This is a genomic window from Polyangium mundeleinium (assembly GCF_028369105.1).
Taxonomy (GTDB): domain Bacteria; phylum Myxococcota_A; class Polyangia; order Polyangiales; family Polyangiaceae; genus Polyangium; species Polyangium mundeleinium.
In genome coordinates this window covers 2,611,258-2,630,554 of the sequence record NZ_JAQNDO010000001.1, presented here as the reverse complement: position 1 = coordinate 2,630,554, position 19,297 = coordinate 2,611,258, and the positions used below count along the sequence as shown (strand labels likewise).

18 protein-coding genes are annotated in these 19,297 nt (G+C 69.6%); 14 read left to right on the top strand and 4 right to left on the bottom strand.

Going from position 1 to position 19,297, the window contains the following annotated elements; genetic code table 11:
- Window positions 1–4: 4 nt before the first annotated feature.
- Complete coding sequence (locus POL67_RS10650; protein ID WP_271917137.1) at window positions 5–1,699, bottom strand: flavin monoamine oxidase family protein; 1,695 nt, start codon at window positions 1,697–1,699, stop codon at window positions 5–7.
- 137 nt (window positions 1,700–1,836) lie between these two features.
- Between POL67_RS10650 and hemL the strand changes: the two genes are divergently transcribed.
- On the top strand, window positions 1,837–3,111 hold the full coding sequence (gene hemL / locus POL67_RS10645) for a glutamate-1-semialdehyde 2,1-aminomutase (protein ID WP_271917136.1): 1,275 nt from the start codon (window positions 1,837–1,839) through the stop codon (window positions 3,109–3,111).
- 14 nt (window positions 3,112–3,125) lie between these two features.
- On the opposite strand, the gene POL67_RS10640 is transcribed toward hemL, so the two are convergent.
- On the bottom strand, window positions 3,126–3,902 hold the full coding sequence (locus POL67_RS10640) for an SCE4755 family polysaccharide monooxygenase-like protein (protein ID WP_271917135.1): 777 nt from the start codon (window positions 3,900–3,902) through the stop codon (window positions 3,126–3,128).
- Between the two features lie 141 nt (window positions 3,903–4,043).
- On the bottom strand, window positions 4,044–4,946 hold the full coding sequence (locus tag POL67_RS10635; protein WP_271917134.1) for a DUF2726 domain-containing protein: 903 nt from the start codon (window positions 4,944–4,946) through the stop codon (window positions 4,044–4,046).
- A gap of 174 nt (window positions 4,947–5,120) precedes the next feature.
- On the opposite strand from POL67_RS10635, the gene POL67_RS10630 reads away from it, so the two are divergent.
- A complete protein-coding gene (locus POL67_RS10630) occupies window positions 5,121–5,744 on the top strand; it encodes a hypothetical protein (protein WP_271917133.1) in 624 nt (207 codons plus the stop codon).
- Here the strand turns inward: POL67_RS10630 and POL67_RS10625 are convergent.
- Window positions 5,696–6,247, bottom strand: a complete 552-nt coding sequence (locus POL67_RS10625; RefSeq protein ID WP_271917132.1) for a hypothetical protein — start codon at window positions 6,245–6,247, stop codon at window positions 5,696–5,698. The genes POL67_RS10630 and POL67_RS10625 overlap by 49 nt on opposite strands.
- Before the next feature lie 108 nt (window positions 6,248–6,355).
- On the opposite strand from POL67_RS10625, the gene POL67_RS10620 reads away from it, so the two are divergent.
- The 12 genes from POL67_RS10620 (at window position 6,356) to POL67_RS10565 (ending at window position 19,256) form a co-directional block, all read left to right on the top strand.
- Entirely contained in the window at window positions 6,356–7,387 is a 1,032-nt protein-coding gene (locus tag POL67_RS10620; RefSeq protein ID WP_271917131.1) for a tetraacyldisaccharide 4'-kinase, read from the top strand.
- On the top strand, window positions 7,384–7,959 hold the full coding sequence (locus POL67_RS10615) for a hypothetical protein (protein ID WP_271917129.1): 576 nt from the start codon (window positions 7,384–7,386) through the stop codon (window positions 7,957–7,959). Before POL67_RS10620 ends, POL67_RS10615 begins: the two co-directional genes overlap by 4 nt.
- Window positions 7,960–8,002: 43 nt before the next feature.
- Entirely contained in the window at window positions 8,003–9,502 is a 1,500-nt protein-coding gene (gene gcvPB, locus POL67_RS10610) for an aminomethyl-transferring glycine dehydrogenase subunit GcvPB (RefSeq protein ID WP_271917128.1), read from the top strand.
- A 130-nt stretch (window positions 9,503–9,632) separates the two neighbouring features.
- Entirely contained in the window at window positions 9,633–9,950 is a 318-nt protein-coding gene (locus POL67_RS10605; RefSeq protein ID WP_136929413.1) for a p24 family protein, read from the top strand.
- A gap of 167 nt (window positions 9,951–10,117) precedes the next feature.
- The gene (locus POL67_RS10600) at window positions 10,118–11,104 is read left to right on the top strand and encodes an AAA family ATPase (RefSeq protein ID WP_271917127.1); all 987 of its coding nucleotides are present in this window, start codon (window positions 10,118–10,120) and stop codon (window positions 11,102–11,104) included.
- Window positions 11,101–12,114 (top strand): DUF58 domain-containing protein, encoded by a 1,014-nt coding sequence (locus POL67_RS10595; protein ID WP_271917126.1) that lies wholly within the window; start codon window positions 11,101–11,103, stop codon window positions 12,112–12,114. The genes POL67_RS10600 and POL67_RS10595 overlap by 4 nt, the downstream gene beginning before the upstream one ends.
- The gene (locus POL67_RS10590; protein ID WP_271917125.1) at window positions 12,111–13,220 is read left to right on the top strand and encodes a hypothetical protein; all 1,110 of its coding nucleotides are present in this window, start codon (window positions 12,111–12,113) and stop codon (window positions 13,218–13,220) included. The genes POL67_RS10595 and POL67_RS10590 overlap by 4 nt, the downstream gene beginning before the upstream one ends.
- The gene (locus POL67_RS10585) at window positions 13,217–14,353 is read left to right on the top strand and encodes a vWA domain-containing protein (RefSeq protein WP_271917124.1); all 1,137 of its coding nucleotides are present in this window, start codon (window positions 13,217–13,219) and stop codon (window positions 14,351–14,353) included. The genes POL67_RS10590 and POL67_RS10585 overlap by 4 nt, the downstream gene beginning before the upstream one ends.
- Window positions 14,350–15,450: a vWA domain-containing protein gene (locus POL67_RS10580; RefSeq protein ID WP_271917123.1), complete on the top strand. Its 1,101-nt coding sequence runs from the start codon at window positions 14,350–14,352 to the stop codon at window positions 15,448–15,450. Before POL67_RS10585 ends, POL67_RS10580 begins: the two co-directional genes overlap by 4 nt.
- Window positions 15,437–16,549 (top strand): tetratricopeptide repeat protein, encoded by a 1,113-nt coding sequence (locus tag POL67_RS10575; RefSeq protein WP_271917122.1) that lies wholly within the window; start codon window positions 15,437–15,439, stop codon window positions 16,547–16,549. The genes POL67_RS10580 and POL67_RS10575 overlap by 14 nt, the downstream gene beginning before the upstream one ends.
- A complete protein-coding gene (locus POL67_RS10570) occupies window positions 16,546–18,462 on the top strand; it encodes a BatD family protein (protein ID WP_271917120.1) in 1,917 nt (638 codons plus the stop codon). The genes POL67_RS10575 and POL67_RS10570 overlap by 4 nt, the downstream gene beginning before the upstream one ends.
- Entirely contained in the window at window positions 18,459–19,256 is a 798-nt protein-coding gene (locus tag POL67_RS10565) for an outer membrane protein assembly factor BamD (RefSeq protein WP_271917119.1), read from the top strand. The genes POL67_RS10570 and POL67_RS10565 overlap by 4 nt, the downstream gene beginning before the upstream one ends.
- Window positions 19,257–19,297 lie beyond the last annotated feature (41 nt).

The window sequence follows — 19,297 nt, the reverse complement described above, 5'->3', positions numbered from 1 at the left end:
CGAATCAGCGCGCCCGACGCCGGGCCGTCTTCCACCGTCGATGCGTGCGCGCCGCCCGCGCCCGCGAGAGAATGCGGTCACCCGGCAGCCACAACGATCGCGGCCGCTCCTCCTGCCCGCGCAAGAGCTTTTGCGTCGAGATCCCGAGATCCCCAGCGATCTCGTCCGCGACGATGGCCCCCGAGAGCGCGCCTCCCTCCATGTAGCCTTGCGCGTCGAGGCTCGTGTGTTCGCCGGCGAAATGGATGTTCCGGACCCGCAGCGACTCGGCCCCGGTGATCGTCGTGTATTGCCCGACCTTGTAGGCCGAATAGCTCCCCAGCGTGAACGGCTGCGTCGGCCAGTGGAACCGCGCGACCTTGTCGTTGTGGGCCGCTTTGGTTCCAGGAAAAACCTGGTCGATTTCATTCAGGAACTCGGCCGCGCGCTCCTCGGGGGTGCCCATGCCGATCTGAACGCCTCGATCGCCGCCGACGAAATTCGTCAGGATGCCGCTCGCGCCCGGCTGCAGGCGGCTCGTCTCCCACGACGACTGGTACGGCAGATCCGAGAACGTCTCGCCATTCGACCCGGCGTCGCGCCACGGGCGCGAGGAAAAACCCACCATCAACTTCGCGTTCGTGCCGTAGCCGAGCTCGTCGATGGCGCGCTTCTTCACCTCGGGCAACTCGACGTCGAGCGTCACCTCGCGCAGCTTCGTGAACGGGAGCGCGAGCACCACGTGATCGGCCGTGACCTCGAACGTGCCGCTCCCGCGCGAGAACGTGAGCACGTACCGCCCGTCCGCCTCCTCGCGGAGCGAGACGAGCGCCGCTTCGAGCTCGATCTGCTCGGGGTTCAGGTCCTCGGCGAGGCGCGTGGGGAACGCGTCGTTGCCGTCCTTCGCGTGGAAGAGTTCGTCGCTGTCGCCGAAGACCTCGAAGGACGAGGTGTCCGTCGAGATCAGGAACATCATGTTGAGCACGTTCGTCACGTCGGGCTCGAGGCCGTACTCGATGTTGTACGCGACCTCGAGCAACGTCCGCACCGGCCCGCTCGCCCCGATCTGATCGAGCCACGCCGAGAGCGAGAGCGCGTCGAGCGCTTCGCCGCCGTTCGGTTTGTCGTAATAAACGAAGAGGTCTTCCTGATCGGTGAGCGTCGCGAGGGCCTCGTCGATCTTCGCTGCGATGGGCTCGAATCCCGACAGGATCTCGGCCTCCGTGAGCTTCGTGCCCCCGATGTGGGCGACGAGGTGTTCGAGGCCCGGATCGTCTTCCTTGTAATCGAGCAGGTCGATCCCGAGCTCGGCCGCGAGGTCGTGCATCGTCTCGTGGCCCGTGTCGATGAGCTCGCCGCCGAGCTCGCAGTGCTGGCCGTCAGGGAACGTCGCGCGGTCGCTGTACATGCGGCCGCCGATGCGCTTCGAAGCCTCGTACACGGTCGCCGTGACGCCGAGCTTCTTCAGCCGATACGCGCAGTGCAGGCCCGCGATGCCGCCGCCCACGATGGCGATCGTCGGCTCGCCGGCGGGCGGCGGCTTCGGAGGATCTTCGCCTCCACACGCGCTCGCCGCGATCGGCAAGGTGAGCGCCGCGGCGCTCATCTCCAGGAAACGACGGCGCGGCAAGGCTGCGCGCTCGCGCTGCATCGCGAGGATCTCGGATGCGGGGATGCCGGTCTGGCGCGCGGCCCGGCTGATCTGGAGGAGGCGGGACAAGGATCGAAACAGCGGTGTTCTCGCCATGGATTCCCCTGGGAAAAACGCAGCCGCGAAAGACCGCGGCGCGAAGAAAGCCCGCCGCAGGATACCTCGGACTTGCCCCCGAACCCAAGGCGCGCATAGTCACCGGCCTCATGTCCGACACGATCTCTCAGGCCCTCTTCGAGCGCGCTCGCGCCGTCATCCCCGGCGGCGTCAACAGCCCCGTCCGCGCCTTCCGCGCTGTCGGCGGGAACCCCGTGTTCATCGCGCGCGCCAAGGGTGCGCGTGTCTTCGGCGAAGATGGCAGCGAGTACGTCGATTACGTCGGCTCGTGGGGCCCGGCGCTGCTCGGCCACGCGCACCCCGACGTGATCCGCGCCGTGCAGGAGGCCGCGGAAGGCGGGCTCTCGTTTGGTGCGCCAACGTCCCGCGAGGTGCGCTTCGCCGAGGCCGTGCGCGCGCTTTACCCGGGCATCGAGAAGCTCCGCTGCGTGTCCTCCGGCACCGAAGCGACGATGAGCGCAATCCGCGTGGCGCGTGGTTTCACGCGTCGCGACGTCATCGTGAAGTTCGAGGGCTGCTACCACGGTCACGCCGATCACTTGCTGGTCAAAGCAGGGAGCGGCCTCGCAACGTTCGGCGTCCCCGATTCGGGTGGTGTGCCCGAGGGCACCGCGAAGACGACGTTGACGCTCGCGTTCAACGACATCCCGGCGCTCGAAGCGCTCTTCGCGGCCCGCGGCGGCGAGATCGCGGCCGTCATCGTGGAGCCCGTCGTCGGCAACATGGGCTGCGTGCCGCCCGAGCCCGGCTTCCTCGAAGCGATCATCGCCCTCTGCCGCAAGCACGGCGCGCTCTCGATCTTCGACGAGGTGATGACGGGCTGCCGCCTCGCGCGCGGCGGCGCGCAGGAGCGCTACGGCCTGCGCGCGGATCTCACGACGCTCGGCAAGATCATCGGCGGCGGCATGCCGCTCGCCGCCTACGGCGGCCGGGAAGACGTGATGAACGTGGTCGCGCCGCTCGGGCCCGTGTACCAGGCCGGTACGCTGAGCGGAAACCCCGTCGCGGTCGCGGCCGGGCTCGCGACGATCGAGCGGCTCGTGCCCGAGGTGTACGAGAAGGTCGAGCGGCTCGGCGCCGCGCTCGAAGCGGGCTTCAAGGACGCGGCCGCGAAGGCGGGCGTGCCGGCCACGGTGCAGCGCGTGGGCTCGATGATCACGCTGTTCTTCAACGACAAACCCGTGCGCTCGTGGGCCGAAGCCTCGCAGAGCGACACGAAGCGCTTCGCGACCTGGCACGCGGGCATGCTCTCGCGGGGCATTTACTGGCCTCCGTCGCAATACGAGGCGGCGTTCCTCTCGGCGGCGCACACCGACGAAGACATCACGCGCACGGTCGAAGCCGCGCGCGCGTCGCTCAGCTGATCGCGCCTATCCCCTCACCGCCGCGTCTTCTTGCGCGCCACGCGGGCCACGAGGCCGGCGAGGACGAGCGCGAGCGCGGCGGGAGATCCGGGCGCCGAAGGCGAAGCGCTGCAAATCCCGGACGGCTGGTTCTCCTGGAAAGGCGCGGGGCCGGGGCCGACGTCGTCCGGGATCGAGCCGCCCATGCCGCCGCCGCCCGCGCCGCCCGCGCCACCTGCGCCGGTCGAGCTCGAGGACGAAGCCGCCGTCGAGCTCGACGAGCTGCTGCCGCTCGCGTTCGGGTCGACGATGTTGATGGCGGCGCAGGAGTAGTAATAAGGCTTCGAGGCGCCTTCCATGTACTGGCGGAGCTGGAGCACGCAGTTCTCGCAAGGCGTGTCGGGCACCGTGATCGTCGTGCTCACGAGCCCGCCCGACTGTGAATTCGCGTCGGCGCCCTCGTAAAACACCGAAGCGTCGAGATCGGCGCGCTTGACCGTGTCGATCGACTTCGTCGAGATCGCCACGCGGAACTTGCCGTTGTGGTTGACCGTCTCCTTCCACGTGACCTGGACGGTCTGTCCCACGACGAGGTCGCTGACCTTGTAGCCCGAGGCCGGGCACGCCGAGGCGGAGCTATCTTCGGCGGGGTCCTCGGGCCCGGCGCCGAAGTAGCAGCCACACGGGCCGCTCTTCGCGTTGTCGTCGTTCGTGAGGGGTTGCGGGTTCATCAGCACGGCGTGGGCAAACGCGCTCGAACCGGCGAAAAGAACCGCGGCGAAGGCGAGAAGGGCAGAAGCTCGGGAATTCATGGCCACCTCGGACACGCCGAGGGTACCCGACTCACGTGGGCGAAGGGAGAGGCACCCCGGACGGGGCGCTCGTGCCGCGCGAAAACGTCGCGAAAAGCCGTTGCGAAAGGAAAAACCCAGCCGGGCGAGAACGCGGCAGGCTCAGAAAGAGCCAGGCGGCATGCTCGGCGGGATGGCCTTGACCTTGTAACGCATGCGGAAGGCCGCGATCGTGGCGCCGAGCTCGGCGCGCGAGACGAGGCGGCCGCGGCCGCGGATGCATTCGAGCAGCTCTTGATAGAGCTCGTAGAGGAGCATCTCGTCGACGAGCGTGTTCGTCGTCGCGGGGAAGAGCTGGTTGCGCATGGCGATCTTCGAGCTCGCCACGGCCTCGTCGGTGACGCGGACGAACCCGACGGCGTGGAAGTTGCCGGCCGCGTCGACGCCGATCACAGAGGACGCGACGGGGCTCTTGCATTTGCCCGACTCGTAGATGCGGCGGATGTTCTTGCGCACGTCGCCGAGCGCGCCCGAGGTCGGATCAAAATCAGCCGCGGAGGTGGCCGAGAGCGACGCCGTCGAGCCGGGCCCCGCGGTGCCGAAGAGATCGATCTCGCCGCTGCGGAATGAGCGCGACTTCTCCCCGCCGCTCGGCATGCCCTTCGAGGCGAACCAGCTCTCGAGCATCAACGTCATGATCTCGACGCTGTGGTGCTTCTTCGAGAGGTGGAAGGCGTGCACACGCACGAGCGGCAGGAGTAGCTTGCGGCAGATCTCGTTCTCCTGCTGCTGCTTGACGCTCGCGACGTCCGTCGGGTGCGAGGTGCCGTCGTACTGGACGACGAAGAGCGGCATGCGCTCGGCATCCACCGCGACGAAGTCAAACGTGGCGCGGGAGACGAACTGGAGGAGCTCCTCCGAAAGCCCGTTGCCCTCCGTTCGAAAGACGTCCTGCGCCTTGACGCGCATGAGCACGCCGGCGCCGAGCCTCTTGCAAACGGTCGAAAGTCCGAAGCTTACTGCCTCTTCGGTGTGGTGAACGAGCTTCTTCAGGTTTCCGTTCATCGCGCGACCGCTTGCCTACGGTAGGCTGATAGCGCGGCTGACCGCAACCGGAGACGACAGCGATCCAAGGTGATTCTCTTTACAGGATCTCCAGAAGGCCCACCTTGTCCGGTGGTTCGCCCGAGAAAGCGCGACGTCGTCACGCCGCGCGCACACAGCCTTCGCGTTGCACTCGTGCTCTTCGTTCTCTTCGTTCTTGCTCCATGCTTCGCGCTCGGATGCCGCTCGGAGACGCCACGCGCGAGCACGTGCCCCGCAGGGTTTCGCGCGGACGACGCGCGGGCCGAGGGGATCCTCGCGAAGCTCGGGGACGTCCCCGCGGGGGCGCGCGCGAGGGACCAAGCGCTCGCGAAGGGCGGAATCTCGTTTTGCTTCGGCCGCATCGGCGTGTCGTCGGTGACAACGTCGGGCGCCGTGCTGATCGACGAGGCGCTCGGAACGGAAGAGGCCGCCGCGCGGGTCGGGCACTTGCTCACGCACGTGGCCGAGGGGCTGCGGGTGGAGCCGCGCGGCGGTGAGGACGAGAGCTGTGAGGTGATCACGGAGCGCGCGCTCGCCGCGGAGGCCGCAGCGCTGTCGCTGGAGCTCGGCCTGCGCCGCGCGCTCGGCGTCGGCTCTTCGGCGCGCGTGCGCTACGAGTTCGAAGGGGGCTACTGGGCGGCGCCGGAGAAGGCGCGCGAGGGGCTCGTGCTCGACTATCTGCGCGCACACCCCGACGGCGCGCCGGGCATCGACGCGCTCGCCTCGGGTTACGCGCGCCGCTGCCGCGAAGCTCGCGGCGCCGCCTCCGCGCGTTGACGGCGGCGCGCGAAGGTCGCAGCCCCGAGCGCCCCGAGCGCGAGCGCCCCGAACGAGGCTTCGCGCGGCGCGCTCGGCGCGAGCCGACACCCGCACGCGCCCTCGCTGTCGGACGACGACGCCGAGCCCGACGAGGACGCCGCGGGGACACACACCTTCTGCGTCTTGCAGGTCGCGCCCTGGGTGCACTCGTTGCCGTTCGGACACGGGCTCTCGATCTTCGCGCGCTCGTAGTCCATGGGGTTCGCGTCGGGCGGCAAGAGGCCGGCGCAGGAGATCGTGGAGACACAAAGCGGTTTGTCCTTGCACGTCTCGCCGTTGCCACACTCCGCATCGGAGGTGCACTCGACGGGGCTGCAATAAGGCCCGCCGTGGCAGGTCGCGCCTTCGGTGCCCTCAGGGCAATCGTCCGGCGGCGGCCCGACGACGTCCGCTCGCGCAGGCGTGACGAACGCAAAAGCCGAGAGCCCGAAGACCGCGATCCAGAAGGACGAACGTTTCATCGACGAACCTCCACGCCTCTTGCCCTACGCGATCCCGCGCGCGCCGTCGACAGCGAACGAGCCGCGTCGCCGCCTTGCGCGCCGCGCGCTACGTTCGGGGCGAGCACCATGGACGCCCTCCGCGCCCGCATCGCGCGACGCCTCGAGCGTGGGATCGAGCCTTCCCTGCCCGGTCGCGCGCTCGCGAGCGCATGGGCCGCGATCGCCGCCGCGCGCGTCGCCCGCCCCGTGGCGCTCCCCGAAGGCGCGCGGATCATCGGCGTCGGCGGCGCTGTCCTCGGTGGTGCGGGCAAGACGCCCGTCGCGATCGAACTCACGCGCGCGCTCGCGCTCGAAGGTCACGACGTCGCGCTGATCGGACACGGCTACCGTGCGCGCGTAGCTGCGCCGCGCCACGTCCTCCCGACGGACGCCGTCGACCTCGTCGGCGACGACGCTCTCTGCGCAGCACGCGCGCTCGCCGCCACGAACACGCCCGTCTTCGTGGCGAAGCGACGCGCCGAGGCCCTCGCGCTCGCGGTACGGTCCGGAAAAACCTTGCTCGTCGTGGACGGCCTCCTCCAGACCTCCCCGCGTCGCCTCGACGACGCCGTGCTCGTGCTCGACGGCGCATCTCCGTTCGGCGCCGGCGTTTGCCCGCCGCTCGGGGATCTCCGCGCCCCTGCCGCTGCACTGCTCGAAGCGGCCGATCACGTCGTCGCGCTCGGCGGCACGTGCTCGCCTGCCCTGCCCGCGTCCGCCGTGCCGCTCGCCTCCTCGATCGACGGCGCCCTCGACGCGACCGGCCACCGTCACGACCTCGCTTCCCTCGCTTCACGACGCGTTGGCCTCCTCGTGGCCATCGCGCGCCCCGATCGCTTGCTCACCGCGCTCGACCGTCTGGGCATCCACCCGCGCGCCGTCCTCTGCCTGGCCGACCACGCCCGCTTCGACACGGCGACCCTCGATCGTGCCCGGGACCTTGGCCTCGATGCCTGGCTCACCACGGCTCGGTGCGCTACCAAGCTCCCGCCTCGGCTCGGCGGTGCCCCGGTCCTCGCCCTCGATCATCGGGCGTCTGTGGGCCCGCTCCTTGCTCGACTCTCGTTTCGAGGCTCGCGCGAGGGCGCACCTGCCTGTGCTAGGCTCCCGGCCCCATGAAATGGAAGCGTTCGCTCTGGTTGGTCGTGACGGCGATGGCGCTCGTGAGCGCTCCTCTTTCCACGGTGGGCTGCGCAGGTGGCTCGGGAGGCGCAAAAGCCCCGGATCTGCAGCCTGCTGACATGCCGTCCGGCGCGAGCTGGACCGGCGTCTACTTCAGCGAGCTCTACGGCTACCTGCACCTCGTCCAGGACGGCAACGCCGTCGAGGGCAAGTGGATCCGCCCGCACAAGGACAAGTGGGGCAAGCTGAAGGGCGAAGCCACGGGCGACGTCATCAAGTTCGAGTGGACCGAGTACACCACGGGCCTCGTCGGCCCCAACGCGGCGAAAAACGGCCGCGGCTACTTCAAGTACAAGCGCCCCGCGGGTGACAACGTCGACGACACGTTCGCCGGCGAGATCGGCTTCGACAAGGACGAGGTCGGCGAGCCCTGGGATGCGGTCAAGCAGCGCAACGTGAACCCGGACCTCGCGTCGATCGGCGGCACGGGAGCCTCCGACCTCGGCGGCGGCGACTGGGATTCGGAGAACAAGGAACAGGGCGCGCCCGAGGAGCCGGCGAACCCCTGACAGGAGGCTCGGGGACGTTTCCTCGCCCGAGCGAGATTGCGAAATGGCACGACCTCAACCGCAAGGAATCAAGTTCCGCGAGCCCCCCATTTTCGAGCGGGGTACGAAGGGGCGCTCGGGCGCCTCGCTCTCCCCGCTCGACGTGCCGGACGTCGATCCGGCCGCGCACTTCGGCGCGCTCGCGCGCAAGGAGGCCGCGGGTCTGCCCGAGGTGAGCGAGCCCGAGGCGTTCCGACACTTCGTGCGCCTCTCGCAGTGGAACTTCTGCATCGACTCGCAGCTGTATCCGCTCGGGTCGTGCACGATGAAGTACAACCCCAAGATCAACGAGTGGGCCGCGCGCATCCCGGCCTTCTTGAAGATGCACCCCGAAACGCCGGACGAGCTCGCGCAGGGCTCGCTCGAGGTCATGTGGCACGTGCAGCAGATGCTCTCCGCGGTGAGCGGCATGGACGCCTGCTCGCTGCAGCCTTCGGCGGGCGCGCAGGGCGAGCTCACGGGGCTCATGATGATGCGCGCCTACCACGCGTCGAAGGGTCGCAGCCCGAAGAAGGTCTTCATCCCGGAGAGCGCGCACGGCACGAACCCGGCCTCCTGCGCGCTGAACGGCCTCGTCGCGGTGAAGATCGAGAAGAACCCCGGCGGCGTCGTCACGCCCCAGGAGGTCCTCGCCGCGATCGAACGTGAAGGCGGCGACGACGTCTGCGGCCTCATGATCACGAACCCGAACACGCTCGGCGTCTACGAGAAGCACCTGCCCGAGATCATCGAGATCGTGCACGGCAAGGGCGGCCTCGTGTACGGCGACGGCGCGAACACGAACGCGATCATGGGCCACGCGCGCCCCGGCGACATCGGCGTGGACGTGATCCACATCAACCTGCACAAGACCTTCACCACGCCCCACGGCGGCGGCGGCCCCGGCTCGGGCCCGGTCTGCTTCAAGAAGCACCTCGAGCCCTTCCAGCCCGGCCCCGTGCTCGTGCGCAAGGACGACGGCACGTTCGCCTTCGATCGCGATCGCCCGCAGTCGATCGGCCGCCTGCGCGCGTTCTACGGCAACTTCGGCATGTTCATCCGCGCCTACACGTACCTGCGCGAGATGGGCGGCGAGGGCCTCAAGATGGCGAGCGCGCTCGCGGTCCTGAACGCTCGCTACCTGTGGGCGATGCTGAAGGACACGTACGCGGCGCCGGTGCCGGAGGCGTGCATGCACGAGGTCGTGCTGAGCGACGTCGACCTGGAGAAGGCGACGGGCGTCAAGACGCTCGACGTGGCCAAGCGCCTGCTCGACTACGGCTTCCACGCGCCGACGATCTACTTCCCGCTCGTCGTCCCGGGCGCGCTCATGATCGAGCCGACCGAGACCGAGACGAAGGAGACCCTCGACGAGTTCATCGACGCGATGAAGGCCATCGCCCGCGAGGCCCAGGAAGACCCGGCCCTCGTGAAAGGTGCGCCGCACAACACCGTTGTCGGAAGGCTCGACGAAGCACGCGCGGCGCGGCAGCCGCGGCTGCGCTGGCGGCCCCAGGCTGGCTGACCATGGACTCCGGTTCGCCCCAAATTCGCGAACCGGCGTTGTCCGTGCGTACAATGTCGTCCGTCGGTCGCCCGCTCCCGCCGGGGAGGGGGCGACGTATCAGAGCGTGAAGGCCTGAACGAGCAACGACGTGTCCCGGACCATCACCGACAACGTCGGAGAAATCGAGACGATCTGCAAGACCGACCCCGCGCGCGTGGGGGACCTGGTCAAGCTCGTCTTCCGCTCGGACGATGACGCGGATCCACCGTTCAACGTCCGGATCAAGTCGCCCTCGGGCAAGGTGATCATCGAGCGGGTCCTGCGCGATCTCCCCACGGGGAAGCCGCAGAGCGCGCCGCCGATCGAGTTCACCGCCTCGGCCCCGGGCGCCTACAAGATCGAGATCTGGCAGCTCTACGGCAAGATTCGCGGAAACGCGGTGCTCAACGTGATCTCGGCGATGTAGCGAGCGCCGCGCGCCGCTTTCAGGAATAAAGGCGCCGCCGCGCCTGTCCACGCGCCGCGAGCCTTGCTATGTGCACGCCGCACGACGATCACGCGCGCGAGGCGCGGGATCGCGCCACGACGGCCTTGCGGTAACGCCCGCCCAGACACGCTTCCCCGGTTCATGCCATGCACGACGTCCGCGCCCTGAACGAACTCGTCGCGAAAGAAAGTGCCTTCGTCGACAACCTGATCGCCGAGGTCGGCAAGGTGATCGTCGGGCAAACCTACATGCTCGAGCGGATCCTGATCGGCCTGCTCACGGGCGGGCACGTCCTGCTCGAAGGCGTGCCGGGGCTCGCGAAGACGCTCACGGTCCGCACGCTTTGCGATGCGATCCACGCGAAGTTCTCGCGCATCCAGTTCACGCCCGATCTCCTGCCGGCCGACGTGATCGGCACGGTCATCTACAACCACCAGAAGGGCGAGTTCTCCTCGAAGCTCGGTCCGATCTTCGCGAACCTCGTGCTCGCCGACGAGATCAACCGCGCGCCGGCGAAGGTGCAAAGCGCGCTGCTCGAAGCGATGCAGGAGAAGCAGGTCACGATCGGCGACTCGACCTACAAGCTCCCCGATCCCTTCGTGGTCATGGCGACGCAGAACCCGATCGAGCAGGAGGGCACGTACCGTTTGCCCGAAGCGCAGGTCGATCGCTTCATGCTCATGGTGAAGGTCGGGTACCCGACGCGCGCGGAGGAGCGGCAGATCATCGACCGCACGACGGGGCTCATCGAGGCGAGCGCGAACAAGATCATCGAGCCCGAGACGCTGGTCACCGCGCGCAAGGTCGTGCGCGACGTCTACATGGATGACCGCGTGAAGGACTACATCGTCGACGTGGTCTTCGCGACGCGCGAGCCGAGCCAGAAGGGCATGAAGGAGCTCGCGAGCATGATCGAGTACGGCGCGAGCCCGCGCGCCTCGATCGCGCTGGCGCTGGCGGCGCGGGCGCACGCGTTCTTACGGCACCGCGGGTACGTGACGCCCGAGGACGTGAAGGCCGTGGGCCCGGACGTCTTGCGGCACCGCATGGTGCTCACGTACGAGGCCGAGGCCGAAGAGGTGACGACCGAGCAGGTCGTGCGGCGCGTGTTCGAGGTGGTCGAGGTGCCGTGAAGGCCCGCGGCCGTACGAAGAAAGGGGCGACGAAGGGCCCGAGCTTCGGGGAGCGCCTCCGTGCGTTCTTCGGGCTCGGCGACGAGCCCCCGCCGACCGAAGCGGCGAGCAAGAAGGACGGCGCGAAGGCCGGTGCCGCGGATCTCCTGAAGCGGCTGCGCGTGATCGAGATCAAGACGAGCCACCTCGCGAACGAGCAGCTCTCGGGGTCGTACTCGTCGGTGTTCCGCGGCCAGGGGCTCTCGTTCCGCGAAGTGCGCGCGTACAACCCCGGCGACGACGTGCGCTGGATCGACTGGAACGTGTCGGCGCGCATGAACGAGGCCTTCGTGAAGGTCTTCGTCGAAGAGCGCGAGATGACCGTGATGCTCGTGGTCGACGCGTCGGAGAGCGAGCTCTTCGGGACGCGGCGAGCCTCGAAGGCCGCGGTCGCGGCGGAGATCTGCGCGCTCTGCGCGTTCAGCGCGATCCGCAACAACGACCGCGTGGGCCTCGTGCTGGCCACGGACCGCGTGGAGAAGATCGTCCCGCCGAAGAAGGGCGACAAACACGTGATGCGCGTCGTCCGCGAGATCCTGGGGCACGAGCCGGAAAGCGCGGGGACGAACCTGCGGGTCGCGCTGGAGACGCTCTCGAAGGTGCAGAAGCGCAGGAGCGTCGCGTTCGTCGTGAGCGACTTCTTCGACCACGGCTACGAGCGGGCCCTCGCGCTCGCGGCGAGCAAGCACGACGTGATCCCGGTCGTGATCGAGGATCCGCGCGACGCGGAGCTGCCGGACGTGGGCTTGGCGACGTTCGAGGATCTGGAGACGGGCGAGCAGGTGCTCGTCGACACCTCGGATCGCAAGGTGCGGGAGCGATACGCGGCCGAGATGCGGAAGATGCGGCGCGACCGGGACAAGCTCTTCAAGAAGCTCGCAGTCGACACGGTCACGATCCGCACGGACCAGAGCTACGTGGAGCCGCTGCGCCAGCTCTTCGCGAAGCGCGCGAGGAGGGCCCGGCGATGACGAGGACGAGGCGTCTCTCGGCATTCGCCTTCGCGGCGGCGGTGATGGCCTTCGCGGCTTCGCGCGCGGCGCTGGCCGAGGAGACGGACGCGGACGCGGGCGCGCGGGTGTGGGCATCGTGCGTGGAGCGTGTCCCCGAGGGCGCGAGCCGGCCGAAGATCACGGAGACCTTCCCCGAGCGCGGGACGAGCGGCTGGGCCGCGCCGCTGGAAATCACGGTCGTGCACGGCAAGGGCGAGACCGTGATGCCCGGCGGTGTTCGGGTCGAGCGCAGCAGCGATCAGTACAAGGCGCTCGAAGAGGCAGGGTTCGTCCTGCCCGACCCGGATGGCGGCGCAGGCCCGATCGCGGTCACGGAGGCGAGCGAGACGTCCTCCACGACGAAGCTTTCGATCCCGTTCGTGGCCCTGCCGAAGAACCCGGGGCGCAACGTGATGATGCTGCCGCCCGTGCCGATCACGCTGGCGCGCGCGAGCGGGGATCTCGTCACCATCTGCACGGCGCCGCACCCGATCTTGATCGAGGATCCGATCGCGAACGAGCTCGATCCGAAGGTCCGACCGAACCCCGAGGGAAGATCGCAACGCGAAGAGTGGGTGCTCGCCAAGCAGCTCGCGGTGGGCGCGCTCGTGGGGGCGATCCTCACGGCGATCGGCGCGTGGCTCTTCGTGCGCTGGTCGCGCCGCCCGAAGCCCGTGCCGTACGTGGCGCCGAAGCTGCCGTGGATCGCGGCGATCGAGGAGCTCGAAGCGATCCGCGCTTCGACGCTGATCGCCGAGGGACGCAACGACGAATACTTCGACCGCGTGAGCGACTGCGTGCGCAAGTACCTCGGCGCGCGGTACGGCTTCGACGGTCTCGAAAGCACGACCGACGAGATGCAGCGGATGCTCGCGCGCGTGCGACCGCCGGTGCGCGGGCTCGACACGATCACGCGCTTCCTCGAAGAGGCCGACCTCGTGAAATTCGCGCGTGTCGTGCCGAGCGAAAATGACTGCCTCGCGGCGCTCGAGCGCGGCATCACGATCGTGCGCAACACGACCCCGCCTCAGGCGGGATCCGGGGAGGCCACGAGCCGCAAAGAAGCCGCGGGAGGGTCGACATGAAGCGGTTCGCCCTCGTCCTCCTGCAAACCCTCGTGGTGCTCGCGCTCGCGCTCGCGTGGCCCTTCCTCTCGCGACGTGACGTCTGGGAGAGCGCGAGCTTCGAGCTACCGTGGTTGCTCCTCGGCCTGGCGATCGTTCCCTTCCTGCTCTGGTGGGGCACGGCGGGGCAGGACCAGCGCACGCCGCGGCTGCGCGTCGGCACGGTCCTGCCGTTCGTCACGGGCCCGCGCGGCGTGCGCGCAAAACTCCGGGATCTGCCGGGCGTGCTGCGCGCGGTCTCGATCGCGCTGCTCGTCACCGCGATCGCGCGCCCGATCTCGATCCTGCGCGACGAGCGCAGCGACGACAAAGGCATCGACATCGTGGTCGCGCTCGACCTCTCGGGCTCGATGCGCGCGATCCTCGACGCCAAGCCGGGCGACCTGCCAGGCCGGATCACGCTGCCGCGCGGCAAGCGCCTCACGCGGCTCGATACGGCGAAGATCGTCCTCCAGGACTTCATCTCGCGCCGGAAGACCGACCGCATCGGCGTCGTCGTCTTCGGCAAGAGCGCGTATGTCCTCTCGCCGCCCACGCTCGACTACCACCTCCTGAGCGAGCTCGTCGGCAAGATGACGCTCGACGTGATCGACGGATCGAGCACGGCGATCGGCGACGGGCTCGCCACGGCCGTTGCGCGCCTCCGCCGGAGCGACGCGCACTCGAAGGTGATCGTGCTGCTCACGGACGGCGACAACAAGGAAGGCCTGGTCTCGCCGCAGTACGCGACGCACCTCGCGACCAGCGTGGGCGCGCAGATCAGCACGATCCAGATCGGCAACGACGACGAGGTCGACGTCGAGGACGGCTTCGATCCTCTGGGCCAGCCGCGGTACGTGCGCCGCCGCTACCCCGTGAACCCCGAGCTGCTCAAGTGGATCGCCAAGACCACGAACGGTGAGGCGTACATCGCGACCGACGCGCAGGCGCTCGCCCAGAGCATGCACGCGGTGCTCGACAAGCTGGAGAAGACCCGCTTCGAGGCGAGCCGTGGTTCGTTCGAGGATCTCTTTCCGTTCCTGCTCGTCCCCGGCGTCGTGCTCGTGGGCCTCGACGCGCTGCTTCGGGCGTGGCTGCTCCGGAGGTTCCCGTGATCTTCGGCGCGCCCGTCTTCCTCTTCTGCACGGCCCTCGCGGCCCTCGTCGCGGTCCTGCTCGCGCTCGGCGCGATCTACCGGCGGCGCGCGGCGCAGGCCTTCGGCGACCTCGAACGCGTCGAGGCGCTGCGTACGAGTGATCCTTCCGTGCGCCGCGCGTGGAAAGCTGTCCTCCTCGTGATGGCCACGGCGCTCGCGTTCTTCGCGGCGGCGCGCCCGCAGTACGGCAAGGGGACGCGCCTCGTGCCGGCGACGAACGTCGACGTGGTCCTCGTGCTCGACTACTCGAAGAGCATGTACGCGCGGGACGTCGAGCCCTCGCGCATCTTCCGCGCGAAGGTCGAGGTCGCGCGGCTCGTGAAGGAGCTCGAAGGCGCGCGGTTCGCCGCCGTCGCCTTCGCCGGCGAGCCGATGGGTTTTCCCCTCACCGCCGACGGCGCCGCGGTCGCGCAGTTCCTCCGCCAGCTCGACCCGAACGACATGCCCATCGGCGGCACCGCGATCGCCCGCGCCCTCACCCTCGCGCGGGACCTCTTGAAGCGAGATCCGAAATCGTCGGAGCACAAACGGATCATCCTGCTCGTGACGGACGGCGAGGATCTGGAGGGCGATCCGGCGGGCGTCGCGCGCCAGCTCGGCGCCGAGGGCACGACGGTGCACGTCGTGCAGATCGGCGGCCGCACACCCGAGCGGATCCCCGAGGTCGGCGAGGACGGCCGTGTCGTCGGCTTCCGGACGGACCGAAACGGAAAACCCCTCACGACGGCGCTCACCGTGAACGGCGAGAAGCAGCTCGCGGCGATCGCCACGTCGACGCCCGGCGGCGAGATCATCGTGGCGGACAAGGGCACGACCGGGATCGATCGGATCGCCGCGGATCTGCGCAAGCAGATGAAGAGCGAGCTCGCCGAGAAGATCGAGACGGTCTACGCCGACGTCTACTACTACCCGCTCGGGCTCGCGATCCTCTTGCTCGTGGCCGAGGCGCTGATCACGGACGCGCCGCTCCGGATCCTCCGTCGAAGGGCCGCGCCGAAGCCGATCCCGCGCACCGGCGAGCGCAAACGAAAGGAGGCGCGTCGTGTCCCGGCCTGATCGCAAAGAGCGCGTCGCCCGCGCCACGCGTGCCTCGAATGCGCTCCGCGACCGCGCCAAGACCGCAGCGATCGCTCTCTTCGCGCTCGCCTGTGTCGTCGGCGGCGCGACCTGGCTCGCGTCCGGATGCAGCGGATGGGATCCTCGCTCGCCGTTCGAACGCAACGCACCTGCGGTTGATCAGGCCCTCGCCGATCTCGACGCGGGCCGCTTCGAATCGGCCGAGCAGGCGCTCGAAAGTTACCTCGGAACGGGGCCGTGCACGGACGCGGGCATCGGGCTGCCGGACGCCGTTCGCCAGAAGTACAACGGCTCGTTTGATCTCGGCCTCGTGCTCTTCTCGGTCGCGGAAAAGTACGGCCGGCGCTTCGGCGAGGAGGAGCAGAGCGACGGCGGCCCCGAGGAGGAGCAGCTCGCCGCGATGCGCTCGCTCGAGGTCGACTGTGCGCTCATCGTCGTGCGGGCGATCGCCGAGGATCCGAAGGTCCCGATCGATCTGCGTGCCCGCGCGCATTACCTCGCGGGCAACCTCGAATTCTTGCGGAAGAAGTACGAGGAAGCCGTACGCCACTACAACGACGCGCTCGCGTTGATCCCGGGTTTGCCCGAGGACGCGGCCGCCGACGGGATCGGGCGCGACGCCGCGTGGAACCGCGCCATCGCGCTCCGCCGCATCGAGGATCAGAAGGACGCGGGCCAGGACGCCGATCAGGACGCGAACCAGGACGCGGGCCAGGACGGCGGCGACGACGCGAGTGATGGCTCCGACGGCGACGACGGATCCGATGGCTCGGACGGGTCCGACGGCGGCGACGACGGCGGCAACGACGCGGGCGACGGCGGCAACGACGCGGGCGACGACGGCGGCAACGACGCGGGCGACGACGGCGGCGGCGACGGCGGGGAGGACGCGGGCCAGGATGCAGGCCAGGACGGCGGACAGTCGCCGCCTCCGCCGCCGCAACCGGCGTCGCCGGAGCCCCAGCCAGGCCAGGAAGATCGCATCCTCGATCGCTTCGAGGAGGCGCCGACCTACCAGGAGCAGGAGGCCAAGATGAAGGCCGGCACGCGGCGCGGGCGCGTGATGGAGGACAAGTGAGGGCCGGGGCGCTCGCGTGGGTTCTGGCCGCGCAGGCCGCGATCGTTTCTGTCGCAACGATCGCGCATGCCGAGCCGCAGGTCACGACCCGCGTCAGCGCGCGCAAGGTCGAGGTCGGCGAGCCCTTCTCGATCCAGCTCTCCGCGCTCGTCCCGCCTGGCGAGCCCATGCCGAGTGATCCGCGCCTCGCGCCGCCCGCGGGCGCCACGATCCAGGGCGGCCCGGCCGTCGGCACCTCGATGGTCTCGATCAACGGCAACACGCGCCTCGGCATCGACGCGAGCTGGCAGCTCGTCTCGAACGCGCCGGGCCGCGTAAAAATCCCCGCGCCGAGCGTGCTCTGGTCGGGCAAACGTTTCTCCGGACAGACGGTCGAGGTCGAGGTCGTCCCCTCGACGGGCCGCTCGCGCAGACCGCAGAGCCCGTTCCTCTTGCCGGGCGGCCCTGGGATCTTCGGGCAGTTCGGGTTCGGCGGCGGCCACGATCCTTTCGCGGATGACGACGACGACGACGAGCCGCAGCCCGCGCTCGACGAGAAGCTCGAGCTCAAGACCGCGCCCGATCCGTACGTGTTCGTGCATGCGCGCGCCGACAAGAAAGAGGCCGTCGTCGGCGAGCAGGTGACTGTGTCGTTTTACGTCTACCAGCGCGTGAACGTGGAGATGGCGCCCGCGCACGACGCGTCGATGACCGACTTCATCCGCATGTCGATGATATCGACACCCGGCTTCGAGCCACCTTTCCGCACGCGCGCGGGCGGCAAGACGTACATGGCGCGCCTCATCGATCGCGTCGCGCTCTTCCCGGTCCGCACGGGCGATCTGCACGTCGGCCCCATGACCATCAAGTTCTCGGGGCAACGCGTCGGCCGCCTGGTCGATCGGTCGAGCGAGGATCTCGTCGTGCGCGTGACCGAGCCGCCGCGCGCGGGCCGCCCGCCGGGCTACGTCCTCGGCGACGTCGGTCGGTTCTCGCTCTCGGCCACCGTCGAGCCGCGCCGCCTCACGCAAGGCGGATCGATCGCGGTCAGCGTGCAGGTGAAGGGCAACGGCAACTTCCCGCAGACGCTCGCGGTGCCAGCGCGCACGGGCGTCGAATGGCTCGATCCCGAGAAGCGCGAGTCGATCGGCCCGCAAGGCGCGATCATCGCGGGGTATCGCTCGTTCGGCTACGTCGTCCGCATCCAGGAGGCGGGCCAAGTCGATCTCGGGAAGATCAATCTCCCGTACTGGGATCCGTCGTCAAAGCAGTACGAGGTCGCGAGCGTCGAGCTCGGCAAGGTCGACGTCGCGCCCTCCGCCACGCCCGATCCTCGATCGTCCGCGAGCGCTTCCCCGAGCGCCGCGCCCGGCGCCGATCCCGCGGCCCCGAAAGGCGATGCCGATCCTTTCGCGACCCTCCCTGCCCCGCGCGCCACGCTCGGCGCCTTCGTCGCGCCCTCCGCGCCTCTCTTCGACGGCGCGAGCCTCTACGTCGTGATCGCCGCGCCGCCTCTCGCATACGGCATGCTCGCCGCTGCGGCCGCGGGCGCGCGGCGCCTCCGATCCCGCAGAGCCGCGGGCGCGTCCTCGCCCGAGCGCCTCGCGAACGTCGCGCTCGACGAGGCCGATCAAGCCCGCGAGCAAGGCGACACGAAGGCCCTCTCGGCGGCCATCGAGCGCGCGATCCACCATGCGATCAAGGCCGCGACCGCGCTCGAATCACGCGGCATCCTGCTCGACGATCTCACGACCGAGCTCGAAGACGCAGGCGTCTCCGAAGACCTCGCGGCGCGCACGCGGAGCCTGCTCGACGAGGCCTCGGCGCTTCGCTTCGATCCCGGGGCGAGCGCGTCGAGCCTGGAAGAGCTTTCGAAGCGCGGGCGCGCGGTCGTGCGTGATCTCCTCGCCGTCTCCGGGAGGTCGCGGGGATGAGGCGCGGGCAGGCCGCGGCGATCGCCTTCGTGCTCGGGTTCGCGTCCGCGAGCGTCGCACGCGCGGCGACACCCGAAGAGCTCCATCGCGAGGGCACCGAGGCCCTCGGTCGCGGCGCGTACGGCACGGCGATCGAGCGCTTCGAGGCCCTCGCCGACATGGGCTTCGTGCACCCCGACGCGAGCTTCGGCCGCGGCCTCGCCTACGTCGCGCGCGTGCGCGCTGGCGCGGATCGACCTGGGGATCTCGGTCGCGCCGCGGCGGCCTTCGAGGAGACGCTCCGCCTTCGTCCTTCCGACATCGAGGCCGATCACGCCCTCGATCTCGTGCGCGCGGAGGTCGTGCGCAGGCGCGCGCGGCACGGCAAGGACGCGACGACGGTGCGGCCCACGCTCGATCGTGCCGTCATCGGCCTCGCGTCCGAGCGCGCGTGGAGCTTGCTCGCGCTCGCGGCCTCGATCCTCCTCTCGATCGGCCTCTTCCTCCGACGGAGCCGCGCCTCTGCGTTCTCCGTCGCGGGCCGCATCATGGCGCCGACGGCGCTCGTGCTCCTCCTCGTGTTCTTGCCGCTCACGATCGCCGCGCGCAGGCTTCGGCTCACGACGCGCGCGGGTGTCGTCGTCGTGCCCGAGGTCCACCTCGTCGACGATCACGGCACAGCACTCGGCGGCGAGCCGATCCCCGAGGCGCATGCCGTCGAGGTCGGCGACGCGCGCGGCGGGCTCGTTCACGTGCGGTGGGGCGCGACGGAGGGATGGATCCCGAGCGGCAGTGTCCGCTTGCTGTCGCCGTAACGTCCGCCTGGCGACCGTGGACGATGTCGCGAGAACGCCAG

Coding starts and splice junctions, on each gene's coding strand:
- hemL (WP_271917136.1), top strand. CDS start 1,837: ATGTCCGACACGATCTCTCAGGCCCTCTTCGAGCGCGCTCGCGCCGTC.
- POL67_RS10640 (WP_271917135.1), bottom strand. CDS start 3,902: ATGAATTCCCGAGCTTCTGCCCTTCTCGCCTTCGCCGCGGTTCTTTTC.
- POL67_RS10635 (WP_271917134.1), bottom strand. CDS start 4,946: ATGAACGGAAACCTGAAGAAGCTCGTTCACCACACCGAAGAGGCAGTA.
- POL67_RS10625 (WP_271917132.1), bottom strand. CDS start 6,247: ATGAAACGTTCGTCCTTCTGGATCGCGGTCTTCGGGCTCTCGGCTTTT.
- POL67_RS10620 (WP_271917131.1), top strand. CDS start 6,356: ATGGACGCCCTCCGCGCCCGCATCGCGCGACGCCTCGAGCGTGGGATC.
- POL67_RS10615 (WP_271917129.1), top strand. CDS start 7,384: ATGAAATGGAAGCGTTCGCTCTGGTTGGTCGTGACGGCGATGGCGCTC.
- gcvPB (WP_271917128.1), top strand. CDS start 8,003: ATGGCACGACCTCAACCGCAAGGAATCAAGTTCCGCGAGCCCCCCATT.
- POL67_RS10600 (WP_271917127.1), top strand. CDS start 10,118: ATGCACGACGTCCGCGCCCTGAACGAACTCGTCGCGAAAGAAAGTGCC.
- POL67_RS10590 (WP_271917125.1), top strand. CDS start 12,111: ATGACGAGGACGAGGCGTCTCTCGGCATTCGCCTTCGCGGCGGCGGTG.
- POL67_RS10585 (WP_271917124.1), top strand. CDS start 13,217: ATGAAGCGGTTCGCCCTCGTCCTCCTGCAAACCCTCGTGGTGCTCGCG.
- POL67_RS10565 (WP_271917119.1), top strand. CDS start 18,459: ATGAGGCGCGGGCAGGCCGCGGCGATCGCCTTCGTGCTCGGGTTCGCG.